The 16994-nt window shown below is 28.0% G+C and carries 15 protein-coding genes; 11 read left to right on the top strand and 4 right to left on the bottom strand.

The genetic code is table 11. The features are described from left to right. Positions 1-14: 14 nt before the first annotated feature. The gene (locus tag BN2920_RS17510; protein WP_058296259.1) at positions 15-554 is read right to left on the bottom strand and encodes a helix-turn-helix domain-containing protein; all 540 of its coding nucleotides are present in this window, start codon (positions 552-554) and stop codon (positions 15-17) included. A gap of 241 nt (positions 555-795) precedes the next feature. Here BN2920_RS17510 and BN2920_RS17505 point away from each other — a divergent pair, with 241 nt between their 5' ends. Then, entirely contained in the window at positions 796-1656 is an 861-nt protein-coding gene (locus BN2920_RS17505; RefSeq protein ID WP_058296258.1) for a YcdB/YcdC domain-containing protein, read from the top strand. A gap of 72 nt (positions 1657-1728) precedes the next feature. Here the strand turns inward: BN2920_RS17505 and BN2920_RS17500 are convergent, their stop codons facing one another. Both BN2920_RS17500 and BN2920_RS17495 read right to left on the bottom strand, forming a co-directional pair. Further along, the gene (locus BN2920_RS17500) at positions 1729-3129 is read right to left on the bottom strand and encodes an alanine/glycine:cation symporter family protein (RefSeq protein WP_058296257.1); all 1401 of its coding nucleotides are present in this window, start codon (positions 3127-3129) and stop codon (positions 1729-1731) included. A gap of 138 nt (positions 3130-3267) precedes the next feature. Further along, entirely contained in the window at positions 3268-5745 is a 2478-nt protein-coding gene (locus tag BN2920_RS17495) for a transglycosylase domain-containing protein (RefSeq protein WP_058296256.1), read from the bottom strand. A gap of 110 nt (positions 5746-5855) precedes the next feature. Between BN2920_RS17495 and yunB the strand changes: the two genes are divergently transcribed. Further along, positions 5856-6512 (top strand): sporulation protein YunB, encoded by a 657-nt coding sequence (yunB, locus tag BN2920_RS17490; RefSeq protein ID WP_058296255.1) that lies wholly within the window; start codon positions 5856-5858, stop codon positions 6510-6512. Between the two features lie 146 nt (positions 6513-6658). On the opposite strand, the gene hpt is transcribed toward yunB, so the two are convergent. Then, entirely contained in the window at positions 6659-7183 is a 525-nt protein-coding gene (gene hpt, locus BN2920_RS17485) for a hypoxanthine phosphoribosyltransferase (protein ID WP_058296254.1), read from the bottom strand. A 425-nt stretch (positions 7184-7608) separates the two neighbouring features. Here hpt and hflX point away from each other — a divergent pair, with 425 nt between their 5' ends. The 9 genes from hflX to BN2920_RS17440 all read left to right on the top strand — a co-directional run bounded on the left by hflX (position 7609) and on the right by BN2920_RS17440 (position 16921). Next, positions 7609-9393: a GTPase HflX gene (gene hflX / locus BN2920_RS17480; protein ID WP_058296253.1), complete on the top strand. Its 1785-nt coding sequence runs from the start codon at positions 7609-7611 to the stop codon at positions 9391-9393. Between the two features lie 170 nt (positions 9394-9563). After that, a complete protein-coding gene (locus BN2920_RS17475) occupies positions 9564-10463 on the top strand; it encodes a nucleotidyltransferase domain-containing protein (protein ID WP_058296252.1) in 900 nt (299 codons plus the stop codon). A gap of 18 nt (positions 10464-10481) precedes the next feature. Continuing rightward, the gene (locus BN2920_RS17470) at positions 10482-11906 is read left to right on the top strand and encodes an aminotransferase-like domain-containing protein (protein ID WP_058296251.1); all 1425 of its coding nucleotides are present in this window, start codon (positions 10482-10484) and stop codon (positions 11904-11906) included. Between the two features lie 42 nt (positions 11907-11948). Next, entirely contained in the window at positions 11949-12599 is a 651-nt protein-coding gene (locus BN2920_RS17465; protein ID WP_058296250.1) for a YigZ family protein, read from the top strand. A 171-nt stretch (positions 12600-12770) separates the two neighbouring features. Beyond that, a complete protein-coding gene (locus tag BN2920_RS17460; protein ID WP_058296249.1) occupies positions 12771-13511 on the top strand; it encodes a YebC/PmpR family DNA-binding transcriptional regulator in 741 nt (246 codons plus the stop codon). A 318-nt stretch (positions 13512-13829) separates the two neighbouring features. Continuing rightward, positions 13830-14009, top strand: a complete 180-nt coding sequence (locus tag BN2920_RS17455; protein ID WP_058296248.1) for a phage replisome organizer N-terminal domain-containing protein — start codon at positions 13830-13832, stop codon at positions 14007-14009. Positions 14010-14265: 256 nt separating this feature from the next. Next, on the top strand, positions 14266-15312 hold the full coding sequence (locus BN2920_RS17450) for a type IV pilus twitching motility protein PilT (protein WP_058296247.1): 1047 nt from the start codon (positions 14266-14268) through the stop codon (positions 15310-15312). Positions 15313-15365: 53 nt separating this feature from the next. Further along, positions 15366-16118, top strand: coding sequence for a prepilin peptidase (locus BN2920_RS17445; protein WP_058296246.1), 753 nt, complete (start codon positions 15366-15368; stop codon positions 16116-16118). Between the two features lie 149 nt (positions 16119-16267). Further along, the gene (locus BN2920_RS17440) at positions 16268-16921 is read left to right on the top strand and encodes a DedA family protein (RefSeq protein WP_058296245.1); all 654 of its coding nucleotides are present in this window, start codon (positions 16268-16270) and stop codon (positions 16919-16921) included. The last annotated feature ends 73 nt before the right edge of the window (positions 16922-16994 follow it).

The raw sequence follows: 16994 nt of genomic DNA, 5'->3' as shown, positions 1-16994 counted from the left end.
CCTCTTTCTAAAAATTAAAATGATGGTGGAGTACTAATCCAAATTACCTTAGCAGGTACTTTACTATTGTTAGAAATATAGTGCGTAACTTTAGCTTTGTAGTAGAAGCTCTCACCTTTTTTTACTTTATATTTCTTTTTACCTAAGTGAAGCGTTATTGAACCAGATAAAACATAGCCAAATTCTTCACCTTCATGTGGTTCTTCCTCAATGTACTGACCACCTGCTTCAATAGTTATCATGATTGGTTCCATTGCATTCTTTTGTGCATTTGGGATTAACCATTTTAAAGAGTACTTAAGTTCACTGTCTTCAGTTTCAAACATATCATCTTTAGAGTATGTAACTTTTTCTTCTTTTGTATCACTAAAAAAGTCCGGTAAGTTTGTTCCAAGGATTTCAAGTATATCTATTAAAGTAGCAATTGATGGTGAGGTTAAATCATTTTCTACTTGTGATATAAATCCCTTGGATAATTCACATCGATTTGCAAGTTCTTCTTGAGTTAATTGTTTTTCCATTCTCAAGATACGAATTTTCTCTCCAATTTGCATAATTTCACCTACTAAATCATCTATATTATAACTTTTACTAAACATTAAGTTTAAGATTACTAAACAAACATATTATATAGACTTTATATTTAAAAATCAATATTTTTTTAAAAAAACTTGATTTTTAAAATGAAAAGTAATTAAACTATTTATAAGCAAATAAAACCAGTGGGATATTCAACATAAATAATAATATGATATAATTTAACTATGTCCATAGTAATTCTGAGAGGAGTACATTATGAAGTTTAAAAAAGTTACCATTCTTAGTAGTGTTTTTTTATTGTTTCTTATACTAATTACTGTATTAATAGCTTATAAGTATGTTGGACCAGGAGCTGAGGATATTAAGTCATGTAAAAATTTTATAAGTAAATTGCAATCTATTAATGCCATTGATGTAAAGATAAAAGTAAACGATGCAAAATATAAAAGAGACAATAGAATTACTAGTCAAAATGATTTGGTAGAAAAGAGTGTTGTTAGTGAAGAGTATGCTTTGGATCTAGACAAAAATAATAATGTAATAGGATTTATAAAAAAAGATATACCAAAAGCAAACGAAATTAAAATAGAATTAGATGAAGCAAAAAAATTATCAAAAAAATATTTAACCAATATATATAGTGAAGATATAGTACTGAAGTCAATTCAATTAAATAATGATGAAAACAATTTACCATATTATTCATTTATATATACAAGGGCAAAAGACGGATATCCATTTTATTTCGATGAAATTAAATTAAATATAGATAAACAAAATGGAATGCTAGATGGTTATTCCAACTCTACAATGCAAAGAGAATGCAAAGAAGCTAAAATAAATATTTCAGAAAAAGAAGCTGAAGAGTATGGAAAAGCATTTTTTTTGAAATATAATAATGACGGAGTTGTTCAAGCTGGGACATCCCTAGTTTATGCAGATAATAAAATTGAAGAAAAAGTAGGAACAATATCTGAGTTATGCTATATGGTGATTATTACAGGAAAAGATATTGATTCTAATGAAATAAGATGGAAGATATTTATAAGCTCAGAAGATGGAAGTATAGTTAATTCATTAAAAGATGGGACAGAAAAAAAAGTTAAAACTCAATAATAGTATTTTATTAAAATAATAAAAATACAGGTATACACAAAAATATATACCTGTATTTTTACTATAAAAAACTTATTTCCATTCATCTGCATTTTTTAATTCTGGAATAGATGATGATTTAAAAACTGGATCAGATATTCCAGATTTTTTTTGTTTAGTGTAATCATCTAAAGCTTTAAATGCAAACTTACCAAGAAGAATTATTGCAATAAGATTGATTATTGCCATTAAAGCCATAAAGACATCGGCTAAATCCCAAACTATTTGTAAGCTTGCTACAGAACCAAATAAAACCATTCCAGCGACAAAAAGCCTATATATGATAAGATAGATCTTTTTTTCAGATAGGAATTCAATATTAGATTCTCCGTAATAGTAGTTACCAACAATTGAACTAAAAGCAAAAAGTAGAACACATATGGCTATGAATATACTACCAAGTTCACCTATTTGTGAGCTTAAAGCATTTTGAGTTAATTGAATACCTGTAAGACCTTTATCTGAGTAATCTATTCCTGAAAGTAATATAATAAAGGCAGTACAACTACAAATTAAGATTGTATCAGTAAAAACACCTAATGTTTGAATTAAACCTTGTTTAACGGGATGAGAAACATCTGCTGTAGCAGCAGCATTAGGAGCACTTCCCATTCCTGCTTCATTTGAGAATAAACCTCTTTTTATTCCGATAATAAGAGCACCAGTAGTACCACCTAATATTGATTCAAGATTAAATGCACTTGTAAAGATTAACTTTATTACTGAAGGAACAGCAGTTATATTTTTAAATACTACAAATAACGATATAAGTATGTATGCTGTTGCCATTATTGGAACAATTATTTCAGACACTTTAGCTATTCTTTTTATTCCACCAAATACTATAAATAATGTAATAGCAGTTAATAAAATTCCAATTAGCAATTTACTTGTTCCAAAAGCTTCATTCATAGCTATTGAAATAGTATTTGATTGAACAGAATTGAATACTAATCCAAAACATATAGTAATTAAAATAGAAAATGTTACACCCATCCATCTTTGACCTAATGCTTTTTCCATGTAATATGCAGGCCCGCCTATGAAGTTACCTTCTTTATCTTTTTCTTTATATATCTGCGCAAGGGTTGATTCAACAAAACTTGAAGCAGATCCAATTAAGGCAATAAGCCACATCCAAAATATTGCACCTGGTCCACCAACTGAAATAGCAATTGCAATACCAGCTAGGTTTCCAGTACCTACTCTTGAAGCAGTACTAATACAAAATGCCTGGAAAGATGAAATAGAGTTTTTATCTCTAGATGAATTGAATCCATCTCCGAGTAATATGAACATTTCTTTAAAAAATCTAAATTGTACGAATTTGGTTTTATATGTAAAATATATTCCTAGAATTATTAAAGGAGCAATTAAAACATATGTCCATAAAAAATCATTTACTTTTCCTATAAAATTATTAAAAAAAATCATTTATATACCTCCTAAAAATAAAAAAATGTCGAAATATGCGTTTATAGTATTGTATATTATTCGTAAAAAAAAAGCAAATGTGATTATTTTTATTAATCACATTTGCTTTTTATATATTTAATTTATTATAAGTTTAAGTTAAGTTGGTTTGTTTTCAATAGGTGATTCAGTTACTGGTGGCTCATTTACTTGAGGTTCATTAACAGGTGGAGTAGGTGAATTCGTTCCATCTTGATTTTCATTGTCTGATGGATAAAATTCAACAGGACCACTATTTTCATCATAACCAACTGTGTTATCATATAACGATGGTAATATATATGGATAATCTGCTGTCACAGGGTTTGGATTATCTTTAGCTATAAATACTTTGCTTCTTGTAATAATGCTAGGCGTTGCAGGTGTTGCAAGCTTACCATTTAAGAGATTAACATTAGCAGATACATGAGTTTTACAAGTTTCAGTAGGTTCTGTACCTTCAATAAAATATTCTGTAATTACTCTGCTGCCTCTAGGATCAGAGGTACATAAGTTTGAAGGTAATAATCCAGAATCCTTACATACATTTGCAGTAACTAATCCAGTTGGTGCTTCAATTTCAGTAACATTATAATTTTCATGAGCTTTTTGCATTAATTTACCCCAAAGAGCAGCACATCCACTTGAACTTCCATATAAAGTAGTTGGATTATCATAACCAATCCAAACAGAAGCAGATAGGTAAGGAGTAAGTCCTGAAAACCATAAATTTGTAGACGAAGTTGTAGTACCGGTTTTACCTGCTACAGGCATATCTCCCCATTTTGCAGCAGATGCATTATAAGAAATAGGACCTTTTAAAACATCATACATGATATAGGCTGTTTGTGGTGAAAATACTTCTTTATGAGTAGGAGATTTATTTTCTAATATAGTTTTCCCATTAGCATCAACAACCTTACTGTATAAAACCGGCTCGGTGTATAATCCATTATTCCCAAATGTTCCAAATGCATTTGCAAGTACAAAAGTATTACCACCATCTAAATCCTTAGGATTGTTATTAAATTCTCCAAGAGCTATAGAAGCAATAGAAGATTTAGATTCTGAGTTGTATTTTAATCCTAATTGTTCACCATAAGATACGGCAGTGTTTAGGCCAAGCATGTCTGCAACTTTTACAGATACTACGTTTTTAGAGTACTTTACACCTTCCCTAGCAGTAGTTAATCCAGCATACACATTAGGTGAATTTTTAGGATCATAGTGCTGACCATTATTCAAAGTGTTTTTTTCAAAAGGAGCATCATCTATAACCGTTGCAGCAGTTATAACTTCTTCATTTATAGCAGGACCGTAAACAGTAAGTGGTTTAGTTGATGATCCTATAGGTTTTAATGCGTTATAAGCTCTGTTAGTTGACTGAGGCTTTTGATCACCTCTTCCACCAACCATGGCAAGAACTTCACCAGTTCTATAATTTACTATAGTTGCAGAAGCCTGAAGTAGTGGAACACCATCAGCATCATATGTTTCAGCATTAGAAACACCAAGATTGCTATACTCATTTAAGGTAGACTGAGTATAGTCCTGAAGATCTCTATTCATTGTTGTATATATTTGTAATCCGCCATTAACAATAAGTTTTGAAACTTCTTCATCAGTGTATTTATATTTTTCTTTTAGATCTTTTTTTACTTGAGATACGGCAGGATAAACAAACCACTCATAGTTCATTTTATAGTCTACCTTGCTACGTTTGAACACCAATCCGCCATTACTAACTTGATTTATAGCATCGTTATACTCATCTTGTGTAATATAGCCAAGTTGATGCATCATACTTAAAACGGTTTTGGTTCTATTTATATATGTTGGATTATTAGGATCGGATTGAGTATACGCACTATAATATGTTGGAGCTTGAGTAATTCCAGCCAAGTAAGCACATTCAACTAATGATAAATCTGAAGCACTTTTACTAAAATACATTAGTGAAGCAGCTTCTACACCATAAGCAGTGCCACCCAATGGTATTGTATTTAAATACGCAGTTAAAATTTGATCTTTTGTTAATTTTTTTTCTAAATTAACCGCTAGATAAATTTCTCTAACTTTTCTTTCTATTGAAACATCATTGGTTAAAATAGTATTTTTGATTAATTGTTGAGTTATTGTAGAAGCACCGTGTAATCCCTTTTGTTTAGTCAAAATTTTCTTTACATCATGTATAGCAGCACCAGCAATTCTTTGAATATCGATTCCGTTATGTTTCATGAATCTTTCATCTTCAATAGAGATGAAAGCATTTTTTAAATTTTGTGGTATTTCACTAGATTCTATAACGTAACGCTCTTCTTCAGTATGAAGATTATCCATAAAAGCACCATTACTATCATAAAGACTAGACGGTTGATTTAATGTTAATACAGCATTAACATCTAGTGGTGGTGTAGTTTTTATAATAGCAAAAGCATATCCTGCAAAGATAACGAAAACTGATAAAAAACAAAAGAATAATCCTAAGCCAATATTTCTAAAGATTCTTTTTCTTTTTTTTGCTTTTGATTTTTTTTTCTTTGCTTTTTTCTTTGACTGAGGAGATTTATCAGGTTTTTGTGAATTATTAATTGCCATTTCATCCTCCTAAAATTAATAAGGTTTAAAAAATATTAATAATATCCTATATTATTATAGCATAATTATAGTATGAGTAGATGAATAACTCAATATAAAGGTGTTATTATATGGAATATTATACCAGAAGAAAGAGCAGAAAATATTTACCTTTACTTCTATTTATTATTATCATTATTATAATTTTAAATACAACTTTGGCTTTTTTTGATAAAAGAGTTATGCCATCTGTTATTCAAATATCAGAAGTTATGGCAAAAACTCAAACTTTAAACATAATTAATGAAACAAGCTTACGTATATTAAATAAGGAATTTAAATATAATGAAATGATAAATGTAGAAAAGGATGACAATGGAAAGATAGTTTTGATTCAATCAGATACCGGAAAGTTGAATTATATCGCTTCAAGGCTTTCAAGTGAATGTAATAAATCTTTAGCTGATATGAGTAATAATAAGATAAAGGTTCCATTAGGATGGATTACAGAAAAAAGTTTATTTTACAATTTAGGACCAAAGATATCAATGGAAGTTGAACCTATAGGAAATGTAGTAGTAACTTATGAATCAAAATTTGAAAGTGCTGGAATAAATCAAACAAGACATAAGATATATTTAAACGTTAATGGAAAAGTTAGAATTAAATTACCTATTAAAAGTACAGAAATTGATGTAAACACGCAAGTTCCGGTATGTGATACTATTATTGTTGGAGAGGTGCCAAATATGGCAATATATCCAAAAGAAAATGAAGAATCTAAATAAAAATGTAGATATCCATGAAGGATATCTACATTTTTATATTATAATTCAAACATAGAATGAGTAAAAATAATACATTATTAAAATCTCATAATAGACTACAATTTAAATCTATATGATACTTAATTGATAAAGAAAAAAATTATGTTTTACTCTTCCCAGTTAAATACATATGGTATATTTCTATAGAAATCACCATAATTTAATCCATATCCAACGACAAAGACATCTTCAATTTCAAAGCAGCAGTAATCAGGTGTTATTTCAACTTTTCTTCTTGATGGTTTATCAAGTAATACACAAGTTTTTACTGAGGCAGGATTGAGTTTTTTTACATGATTTACAACAAAATCCATTGTTATGCCTGTATCTACAATATCATCTACGATTAAAACATCCCAGCCTTCAATGTTGTCTGGAATATCATTAACAACTTTAACTGTTCCAGAAGATGTTTCGCTATGACCGTAACTTGAAGTAGTCATAAATCCTATTTTAGTTTCTAAATCTATGGCTCTAGCAAGATCGGCTGCATATATGAAACTTCCTCTAAGTAGTGATAAAAGATAGATTTTTTTTCCTTTGTAATCATCAGCTATTGTTTTGCCAAGTTCTTTGATTCTAGTATTGATTTGCTCTTCAGAAAAAAGAATATTACGCTTTTTATCTTCCATTATATATATTCTCCTTTTGATTTTAGTAATAAAATTCACCGAAGTGATATAGCATATATTATTGCATTATTATAATATATTTTCAACCATTTTGTAGAATTTTATGAGCTCTATTTTTATAAATTGTTTATAGTATAATAATTTATTATTAAAATATTATAAGTTTCATATGAATCATTAATGTAAAAAATAGATTATAAAAAATAGAGTCCTCTAGTTTTATAATTTGTAAAAGTATAGGGCTTATACATTAAATGAAACATTGTTTAATTATCTCTTAATTTAAGATCAATACGATTATATAATTTTAATTCAAATATATATAATATTGATGGCGAACTATGGTATGTATAAACTTTACAATAGTAATTTAATAGTATAAAATTAGGTGAAAGTTATCAATATAACTTATATGAGGTGATTTTATGATTTATGGTAATATAGAAGGAATAAGAAAATCAACATTAGATCAATTAGAAGAGATTTATTCTATTAAAACTCTAAAAGATGAAATATGTAATGTTGATATTTTAAATATTATATCAAAAGTTTCTAGCTTTATTGAGAGAGAAATAAGTGTTGGAATAAATAGAAAGGGTAATGTAACTTCAGTTGCAATTGGGGATTCGACTTCTGTAGAAGTACCTGTAATAAATATAGAAGAAAAAAGATTATCAGGCATAAGAGTAATACATACACATCCTAATGCATACTGTAATCTCTCTGCTCTAGATTTAACAGCATTGCTTAAATTAAAATTAGATGCTATAGTTTCAGTGGCAATAAGAGAAGGAGAAATAATAGATTTTTCATTAGGAATTCTAACGTTATATAACAATAAATTGGAATTTGAAGAAAAACAAAATCTTTCATTAGAAGAAATAACATCTATAAATATATTAGATAAAATAAAACATATTGAAAATTTAATAAAAACTAATGATGTTATAGAAGATAGCGAAGAAAAAGCAATATTAGTTGGTTCTGATACAAAAGAAAGTCTAGAGGAACTAAAAGAATTAACAGAAGCTTGCAATATAAAAGTACTTAAAACTGTCTTCCAAAGTAGAAATAAAGTAGATGCGGCTTTTTATATAGGAAGAGGAAAAGTATTAGAAATTGCATCTATGAGACAAATAGAACATGCAAATGTAATTATTTTTGATGATGAACTTTCAGGCTCTCAAGTTAGAAATTTAGAAGCTGCCATTGGTGCAAAAGTCATTGATAGGACAACATTAATTCTTGAAATATTTGCAACAAGGGCTAGAAGTAAGGAAGCTAAAATTCAAGTTGAACTTGCTCAGCTTAAATACAGATTAAATAGACTTCAAGGTCTTGGAACTGTGTTATCTAGAACTGGTGGAGGTATTGGTACTAGAGGACCAGGAGAAAAGAAACTCGAAACTGATAGAAGACATATAATGGAAACAATATATGACTTAAAATGTGAACTTAAGAAAATAAAAAAGACAAGAGAAGTTCAAAGAGAAAAGAGAAATAAAGAAAATATACCAAAGGTATCTTTAGTTGGTTATACTAATGCAGGAAAGTCAACTCTTAGAAATGCACTTTGTGATTTAGCAGCTAAAAAAGAAGCTCAAAATAAAGATAAAGTTTTTGAGGCTGATATGTTGTTTGCTACTTTGGATATTACAACAAGAGCCATAACACTAAAAAATAAAGGGGTAATAACATTAACTGATACAGTAGGTTTTGTAAGAAAACTTCCACATGATTTAGTAGAGGCATTTAAATCTACACTAGAAGAAGTTGTTTTTTCAGATTTGTTATGTCATGTTATTGATGCTTCAAGTGATACTGCTATAGAACAATACATGGCAGTTAACGAAGTATTAATAGAACTTGGTGCTATCGATAAGGAAACAATAATAGTTTTAAATAAAATAGATAAAGCTAGTGAGGAAAATATAAATTCAATTAAGGAAATAATTCAAGGTAAAGAGTATATAGAAATATCAGCTAAAGAAGGAACGAATCTAGATGAATTTTTAGAATTGATAGAAGAAAAACTTCCATATAATTATAAAAAAGTCGAATATACTATACCATATGATAAAACTAATATTCAGTCTTTTTTACACCGTAATGCTAGAATTTTAGAAGAAGATTATAGGGAAAATGGAGTTTATATTATGGCTGAAGTTGATGATGAGGTTTATAATAAAACAAAAGAATTTTCGCTATAATATAATTTGTGAAAATAACTATTCGATAAAAGAGATTCTTAGAGAAGTATAAATAATCTAAGGATCTTTTTTCTTTAAGAATTTGTAAATGAAGATTCAAATGATATATAATATCTATGTATAATTTTGAATCCAAGATATATTTTAAAAGCAAATGAGGTAAGTATTATATGTTACAGTCTATATTAAATTATCAAAAGGCATCACAAAAATTAATTACAATTCTAAAAACAAATAAAAAAGTCTTAACTGTATTTGCATTTGGAAGTATAGTAAATGGAGATCTCTGGGAAGAATCAGATATTGATATATTTGTTGTGTATAAAGATAACTTCGAGGAGATTAGAGATGTATACTCAGAAATATTAGATATTCCTGTACATATGAAAATATTAAATAAAGAAAAATTTCTAGAGCTATATAATACAAATGGACAAAAAGGTATTATAAGAAATTTATTAATATCCTCTAAGATAATAGTATCTAAAGATGAAGAAATAGATAATATCTATAATAAGGCAAAGTACACTTTAGATAAACATATAGGATTATATAATTTGGTTTATTTAGGAAGCTTAATTAAAAACCTTAGAGTATCTAAAAAGTATTTACAAAATAATAATTTATTTACTTCTTATGAGGTTTTAATAAGAGCATTGGATAGTTTCTCTAAATTATACTTAAATTTAAATGGATACACAGTTAGTAAAGATGCTGTAAAAATGACTATGAACTTAAATAATCAATTCAATATTTTGATTGAAAAATTATTTAGTAGTGGTGAATTGAAAGAAAATATTAATAATACTATTATGTATATAGAGGATTTTTTAGATATGAATATTAATGTAGCTGCAAAATTAATTCTAGAATATTTAAATGATAGAGAAGAGTTTGTAAGTTCACACGAAATAAAAAATGATGAAAAATTCAAAGATTTTGATATAAAGATAGAAGATATATTAAAAGAACTATATAAGAGAAATATAATAGTAAAAAAATCTAGAAAATTAGATTTACAAGGAAGAGAAAAGCTTGTTAATGAAAATGTATATGCTTCAAGAAGGTAATTTATAAAAGGTGATTTAATGGAAAATTATAAAAGCTTATATTTTAATGAAGAAAGTCCTAAATATGTTCAAATTGCAGATTATATTAAGAATTTAATAGATAGTAAGATTATAAGGGATGGAGATAAGCTACCTACAATAAGAAGTTTGGCAAAAGAACTTTCTGTTAATAATGTAACTATAGTTAGTGCATATAATAAGTTGAAAAATGAAGGGTATGCTTATCAAAAAGTGGGAAGTGGTAGTTTTGCAAAAAGAAAAGAGGTTACTTCTACATTTAGAAAAAGATATTCTAATATATTGAAAAAGTTATCGACAGAGGACTTGAGTAATGTAATTGACTTTACAGGGGAAACAAATGATGAAGTACTATTTCCAATAGATGATTTAAAGAAGATAATAAATGATGTTTTAGAAAGAGATGGTACTAAAGCACTAGTATCAAAAAATCGAGGTGGGTATAGAAATTTAATTACAACAATAAATAGAGAATTTTGGAATGATAAGCTTAATGAAAGAGATATACTGATTGTATCTGGAGCTCAACAGGGGATAGATATAGCAGCTAAAAGTATAATTAATATAAATGATAATGTAGTTGTTGAAAAGCCTACATATATGGGAGCATTGTCAGCTTTTAAGTGGAGAAAAGCTAATATATTTCAAGTCCCAATAGAAAATGATGGGATAGATTTAGATAAGTTTGAAAAGATACTTCAAAAGAATGAAATAAGATGTTTTTATACTATGAGCTATTTTCAAAATCCAACTGGAATAAGCTATAGTTTGGAAAAAAAGAAAAGAATATTAGAGCTTGCGAAAATATATGATTTTTATATTATAGAGGATGATTACTTATCTGAGCTTATTTATAATGATTCAGTAGAATATATACCTTTTAAATGGTTAGATAAATGTAATAGAGTAATATATATAAAAAGTTTTTCTAAGATATTTTTACCCGGAATAAGACTTGGGTATCTGGTAGCACCGCCTAGGTTCAGAGAGATAATGGAGATTTCTAAGCTGAATACGGATATAACAACCTCAAGTTTAATGCAAAGAGCTTTAGAAGAATATATATCTAGTGAAAAGTGGAAAAATAATATTAAATATCTTAATACAGAATACCATGAAAGATATTCACTTATGAAAAACATACTAGATAATGATTTTAATGAAACTTTAGATTATAATGATCCTAAAGGTGGATTAACATTTTATGTTAAACTAAAAAATGAATCAATATCAATAATTAAATTATTTGAAGAATTAAGAAAACAGGATGTGTATATTACTCCAGCTGAGATATTTTTTATATCTTCAAAAGATGGAGAATATTCATTTAGAATAGGATTTTATCAGACTGATAAAGAAAAGATAAAAAAAGGAATGTCTATTTTAAAAAGCGTACTAGATAATTTGAAATATAACAGTAATTAAATACACAAAAAGATAGTAAAAATAAATATAAGGGGGACGATTATGTCATATATAACAATAAGAGACTTTGGCGAAGACAGATTTGAAGAGAAGAAATCTGAATTTATTGGATATGCTAAAAGAGTTGAAAGCGAAGAAGAAGCAAAAGAATTTATAAATGAAATAAAATCTATGCATAAACAAGCAACACATAATTGTTCAGCATACGTAATAGGAGAAAAAATGAATATTCAAAGATATTCAGATGATGGAGAACCACAAGGTACGGCAGGTATTCCAATATTGGAAGTAATGAAAAAAAGTAATGTAACAGATTGTGCCATTGTAGTAACAAGATACTTTGGAGGTATTCTTCTTGGTGCTGGAGGACTTACTAGAGCATATACTAAAGGGGCAAGTATAGCAATAAAGTCAGCAGGAATAGTTGAAAAAGTAAATGGATTAAAACTGAGCTTTGAATTAGATTACGATTTATTTGGAAAAGTGCAGTATATTTGTGGTCAGAATTCATGGCATATAGAAGATACAGAATATACTGATAAGGTAGTTGTCCATATACTATGCGAAGAAAGCATAAGTGATACTATAGAAAGTGAAATAATTGAATCTACAAATGGAAAAGTAATATCACTAAGAAGTGAAGAGGGTATTTATTTTAAAGAAGGAAATAGACTTTATAAAAATTTAAAGTAAATACAGGGCATATCAAATACATGCTAGATCTATGTTAATTGTCAATTCAAGCATAGTGTGGTATAATTTTTAAGTGAATTTTGTTTAATAAATACAGTATATAGTACAGTGAAATTTTATAAGGATTTTATTGTACTATATATTTTAGTTATGATAAAAGGAGGAAAATATATGTCAGGACATTCAAAGTGGCATAATATTCAACAGAAAAAAGGTAAAGTAGATGCTAAAAGAGGTAAAATATTTACTAAAATAGGTAAAGAAATGGCTGTTGCAATTAAAAATGGTGGGCCAAATCCGGAGACAAATGCTAAACTTAGAGATATTATAGCAAAAGCAAAAGCAGCAAATATGCCTAATGATAATATAACTAGATCTCTTAAAAAAGCTTCAGGAGAACTTGGAGATGTAAATTATGAAAACATAGTTTACGAAGGTTATGGTCCAAATGGAGTTGCAGTAATAGTTGAAACTCTTACAGATAATAAAAATAGATCAGCAGGTAATGTAAGAAGTGCTTTCACAAAAGGTGGTGGAAACATGGGAACTACAGGATGTGTAGGATTTATGTTCCAAGAAAAAGGTGAGCTTGTTATAGAAAAGGGCGATAGAGATGAAGATGAAATGATGATGCTTGCTCTTGATGCTGGTGCAGAAGATTTTAATGCTGATGAAGAAGAAGTATTTGTAGTTACAACCACACCAGAAGACTTCGGTACTGTTCGTGAAGCCTTAGAAGAACAAGGAATAGAGTTCTTAGAAGCCGCAGTTAAGATGATTCCAGATACATATACAGCAATAGATGAAGCTGATGCTAAGAAGTTCCAAAAGATGTTAGACTTACTTGATGATGATGATGATGTTCAAGAAGTTTATCACAATGCTGAATTCCCTGAAGGATGGGAAGAGTAGGAATGTAGAGGTACTATAAACTTCAAAAAATCATTTTATATTAAAATTTACACTTTCAATATTGATATACAAGTGTGTCAATATTGGAGGTGTTTTTTTGTTGCTCAAAGATTTATTGAATAAGTAATAGTATAAGTAAAAGAAGTCGTAACTGGCTTCTTTTTGAGTGATTTGATTATACTAATAAATATGTTTTAAATGAAAATTTAATGAAATATTGCAATAAAAATTTATTAAATTTAAATACGTGTAGTTTAGAATGATGACTCTTGCAAGTAAGATTAACACAGAAGAAAATTTATATTTATCCAATATACGGTGAGAACTTTAGCTGTTGAATTTAATAGAGAAGAAAGTGAAGTAATGGTAGCTTTAGACGTATTCATGGAAATCGAGATGGTAGATATTAAGGATAATAATGTTATTGCTGTTAAGAATTTTGTAAAACATCAAGGAATAAAGGGGAACGAATTCGTATATTTACCTATTCTGATTTGATATAGCTTGAAGTAAATTGGTATATAATCTTGCTTGCAATACTTAATAAATTTAAGGATTAATATGCAAAGAGGAATATATAAATCATTTAAGAATTGTGAATAAATAACAAATCAGAAAAATAATAAATTGAAAAATACATTATAAGTATAATATACAATAAATGGGACAATATTATATTTAATGGGTAATGATTTTATAATATGCAAAAGTATAAAAGAGAAGGCATAAAAATACTTATAAGTGAGTGATAAAAATGGCTAAGATTGATAATTTATTAGCAACTATTGATATGGAATCTATTTCTGATATTCATATAACATCAGGGTTGCCACCTATGTCAAGGGAAGATGGAAAACTTATTAAAGTTAATGAGGATCCAATATCTTTTGAAATTGTAGAAGAATATATAAAGGATTTAGTACCTGATAAATATCAAATTTTCAAAGAAAAAGGAGAAATTGATTTTAAATATAATAATCCTGAAATAGGTAACTTCAGAGTTAATGCTTATAAGTGCAGGAAAAGTAATGGTATTGTAATGAGAGTTATTAAAAGTGATATACCTAAGATAAGCGATATTACAGATGCTAATGCCAGTGTATTAAAGAAATTTACAGAATTGAAAGATGGCTTAGTATTAGTTACAGGACCAACAGGTTCTGGAAAAAGTACAACACTTGCAGCTATGATTAATGAAATAAACAATACAAAAGAAAAACATATAATAACTTTAGAGGAACCAATAGAATATATATTTGAAACAAAGAAATGCATGATAAATCAAAGAGAAATTGGAGAGGATACTTTAAGTTATGCTAGTGGATTAAAGGCAGCCCTTAGGCAGGATCCAGACATAATAATGCTTGGAGAAATGAGAGACAAAGAAACGATTGAAATTGCATTAAGAGCAGCGCAAACTGGACATTTAGTATTTTCTACATTACATAATATGGGGGCTGTAGCTAGTATATATAGAATAATTAATTCGTTTGAAGCAAGCCATCAAAATGAAGTGCGAATTCAATTATCGTCATTTTTAAGAGGAGTTATTTCACAGGTTCTTTTATCAAATGAGATTGGGATAGGAAGAACGGCCGCTATGGAAATCATGATTTGTACTCAAAGTATACAAAACCTTATTAGAGAAGGAAATTACGAACAAATAAATAGTTTTATTCAAATGGGAAGTAAATATGGAATGCAGACAATAGGAATGGATTTGAAAAGATTGGTTAATTCGGGAACTATATCAAAAGAAGAATATGGAAATTGGGTTAATCAAAACATGCAGTCAGTATAAATTTTTACTAAGGAGTGGTTCAAAATATAGTTATTAGCTAGGGGGAAATGGAGATGGAATATATTATTTTAGTCATGTTTGGAATGGTTATAGGAAGTTTTTTAAATGTTTGCATATGCAGGATTCCAAAGGAAGAATCTATTTCGTATCCACCATCACATTGTACTAATTGTAACCACAGACTAATGCCATTAGATATGATTCCAATTTTTAGTTTTGTTTTCTTAGGAAGAAAATGTAGATATTGTAAAGAAAAAATATCATTTCAATATCCAATTGTTGAAGCATTAAATTGTGTTCTTTATATACTAATTTTCTCTAAATATGGAATTAGTATAGCTGCATTAAAATATTGTATTTTTACTTCTATTCTAAGTGTTATTTCAGTTATAGATTATAAGACGCAATATATCTATCGTTCGACTACAATATTTGGAGCCATATGCGGATTTTTATTTTTGGTAGTTCAATTTATAGTGTATAAAAATGGTGCGTTTGATTCAATTATAGGCGGTATTGTTGGTTTTTTAATTATTAAGATAATTGTTGTTATAACAAAAGGCATGGGAGATGGAGATGCTGAAATAGCAGCAGTTTGTGGATTGTTTTTAGGAATTAAGGGAATATTAATTGGGCTATTTTTAGGGATTATTATAGGTGGAATAATAGGAATAGCAGTTATTATATTAAGATTAAAAAAATTAAAAGATAAAATAGCATTTGCTCCATTTATAGCAATTGGAGCATTTATATCTATGATGTGGGCAAATGGGATATTAGAGTGGTATATGAAGTTATTTCTATAAATTCATATAAAAAAATACTATTGATGCATTAGAAAAGAAAAATAAAACTTAATAAAAAATTAATTATATTATTATTCAAAATTTAGTGGTTATAATATATAATTACAGTAAATAACTAGATAAAATAAAACAAAGAAGGGAAAATAAGAATGAATACTATAAATTATGCAATAGATATTTTCTTACACTTAGATAGATATCTTGGCATGGTAATAAATAATTATGGCTTTGAGACATATTTAATATTATTTCTAATAATATTTTTTGAAACAGGTCTTGTTGTTACACCATTTCTTCCGGGAGATTCATTAATATTTGCTGCAGGTGCGTTTGCTGCCATGGGAATGCTTAATATTTATGTTTTATTAGGAATTTTAGGAGTCGCCGCAGTTTTGGGTGATACAGCAAATTATGAAATCGGGAGAATATTAGGCAATAAACTTATCAATTCTAAAAATGGAAAGTTAATAAAGAAAGAGCATTTGGAGAAGACAAATAAATTCTATGAAAAATATGGTGGTAAAACAATAATACTTGCTAGATTTGTACCAATAGTAAGAACATTGGCCCCATTTGTTGCGGGAATAGGTAAAATGAACTATAAAAAATTTATTTCTTTTAATGCAGTTGGCGGAGTAAGCTGGGTTTTATTAGCTTCAGTACTTGGATATTATTTTGGAAATATTCCAGTTGTAAAAAATAATTTCTCACTTGTAATGATTGCAATAGTTTTAATTTCAATAATGCCTGCAGTCATTGAATACTTAAGAAATAAAAGAAGTAATGAAGAAGTACTAAATTAAGTGATAAAAAAGACTTGTCAAATAATAGACAAGTCTTTTTTCGCGGTTAAGGAAAAGGTATATAGATTTGTAT

The organism is Clostridium neonatale (genome assembly GCF_001458595.1).
GTDB lineage: Bacteria > Bacillota > Clostridia > Clostridiales > Clostridiaceae > Clostridium > Clostridium neonatale.
Note: the sequence above shows the minus strand (reverse complement) of the source record. Positions and strands in the feature narration are given on the sequence as shown.

What these genes read in the sequence shown, in the direction of transcription:
- BN2920_RS17510 (WP_058296259.1), bottom strand. Translation starts at nt 554, where the DNA reads ATGCAAATTGGAGAGAAAATTCGTATCTTGAGAATGGAAAAACAATTA.
- BN2920_RS17505 (WP_058296258.1), top strand. Translation starts at nt 796, where the DNA reads ATGAAGTTTAAAAAAGTTACCATTCTTAGTAGTGTTTTTTTATTGTTT.
- BN2920_RS17500 (WP_058296257.1), bottom strand. Translation starts at nt 3,129, where the DNA reads ATGATTTTTTTTAATAATTTTATAGGAAAAGTAAATGATTTTTTATGG.
- BN2920_RS17495 (WP_058296256.1), bottom strand. Translation starts at nt 5,745, where the DNA reads ATGGCAATTAATAATTCACAAAAACCTGATAAATCTCCTCAGTCAAAG.
- yunB (WP_058296255.1), top strand. Translation starts at nt 5,856, where the DNA reads ATGGAATATTATACCAGAAGAAAGAGCAGAAAATATTTACCTTTACTT.
- hpt (WP_058296254.1), bottom strand. Translation starts at nt 7,183, where the DNA reads ATGGAAGATAAAAAGCGTAATATTCTTTTTTCTGAAGAGCAAATCAAT.
- hflX (WP_058296253.1), top strand. Translation starts at nt 7,609, where the DNA reads ATGATTTATGGTAATATAGAAGGAATAAGAAAATCAACATTAGATCAA.
- BN2920_RS17475 (WP_058296252.1), top strand. Translation starts at nt 9,564, where the DNA reads ATGTTACAGTCTATATTAAATTATCAAAAGGCATCACAAAAATTAATT.
- BN2920_RS17470 (WP_058296251.1), top strand. Translation starts at nt 10,482, where the DNA reads ATGGAAAATTATAAAAGCTTATATTTTAATGAAGAAAGTCCTAAATAT.
- BN2920_RS17465 (WP_058296250.1), top strand. Translation starts at nt 11,949, where the DNA reads ATGTCATATATAACAATAAGAGACTTTGGCGAAGACAGATTTGAAGAG.
- BN2920_RS17460 (WP_058296249.1), top strand. Translation starts at nt 12,771, where the DNA reads ATGTCAGGACATTCAAAGTGGCATAATATTCAACAGAAAAAAGGTAAA.
- BN2920_RS17450 (WP_058296247.1), top strand. Translation starts at nt 14,266, where the DNA reads ATGGCTAAGATTGATAATTTATTAGCAACTATTGATATGGAATCTATT.
- BN2920_RS17445 (WP_058296246.1), top strand. Translation starts at nt 15,366, where the DNA reads ATGGAATATATTATTTTAGTCATGTTTGGAATGGTTATAGGAAGTTTT.
- BN2920_RS17440 (WP_058296245.1), top strand. Translation starts at nt 16,268, where the DNA reads ATGAATACTATAAATTATGCAATAGATATTTTCTTACACTTAGATAGA.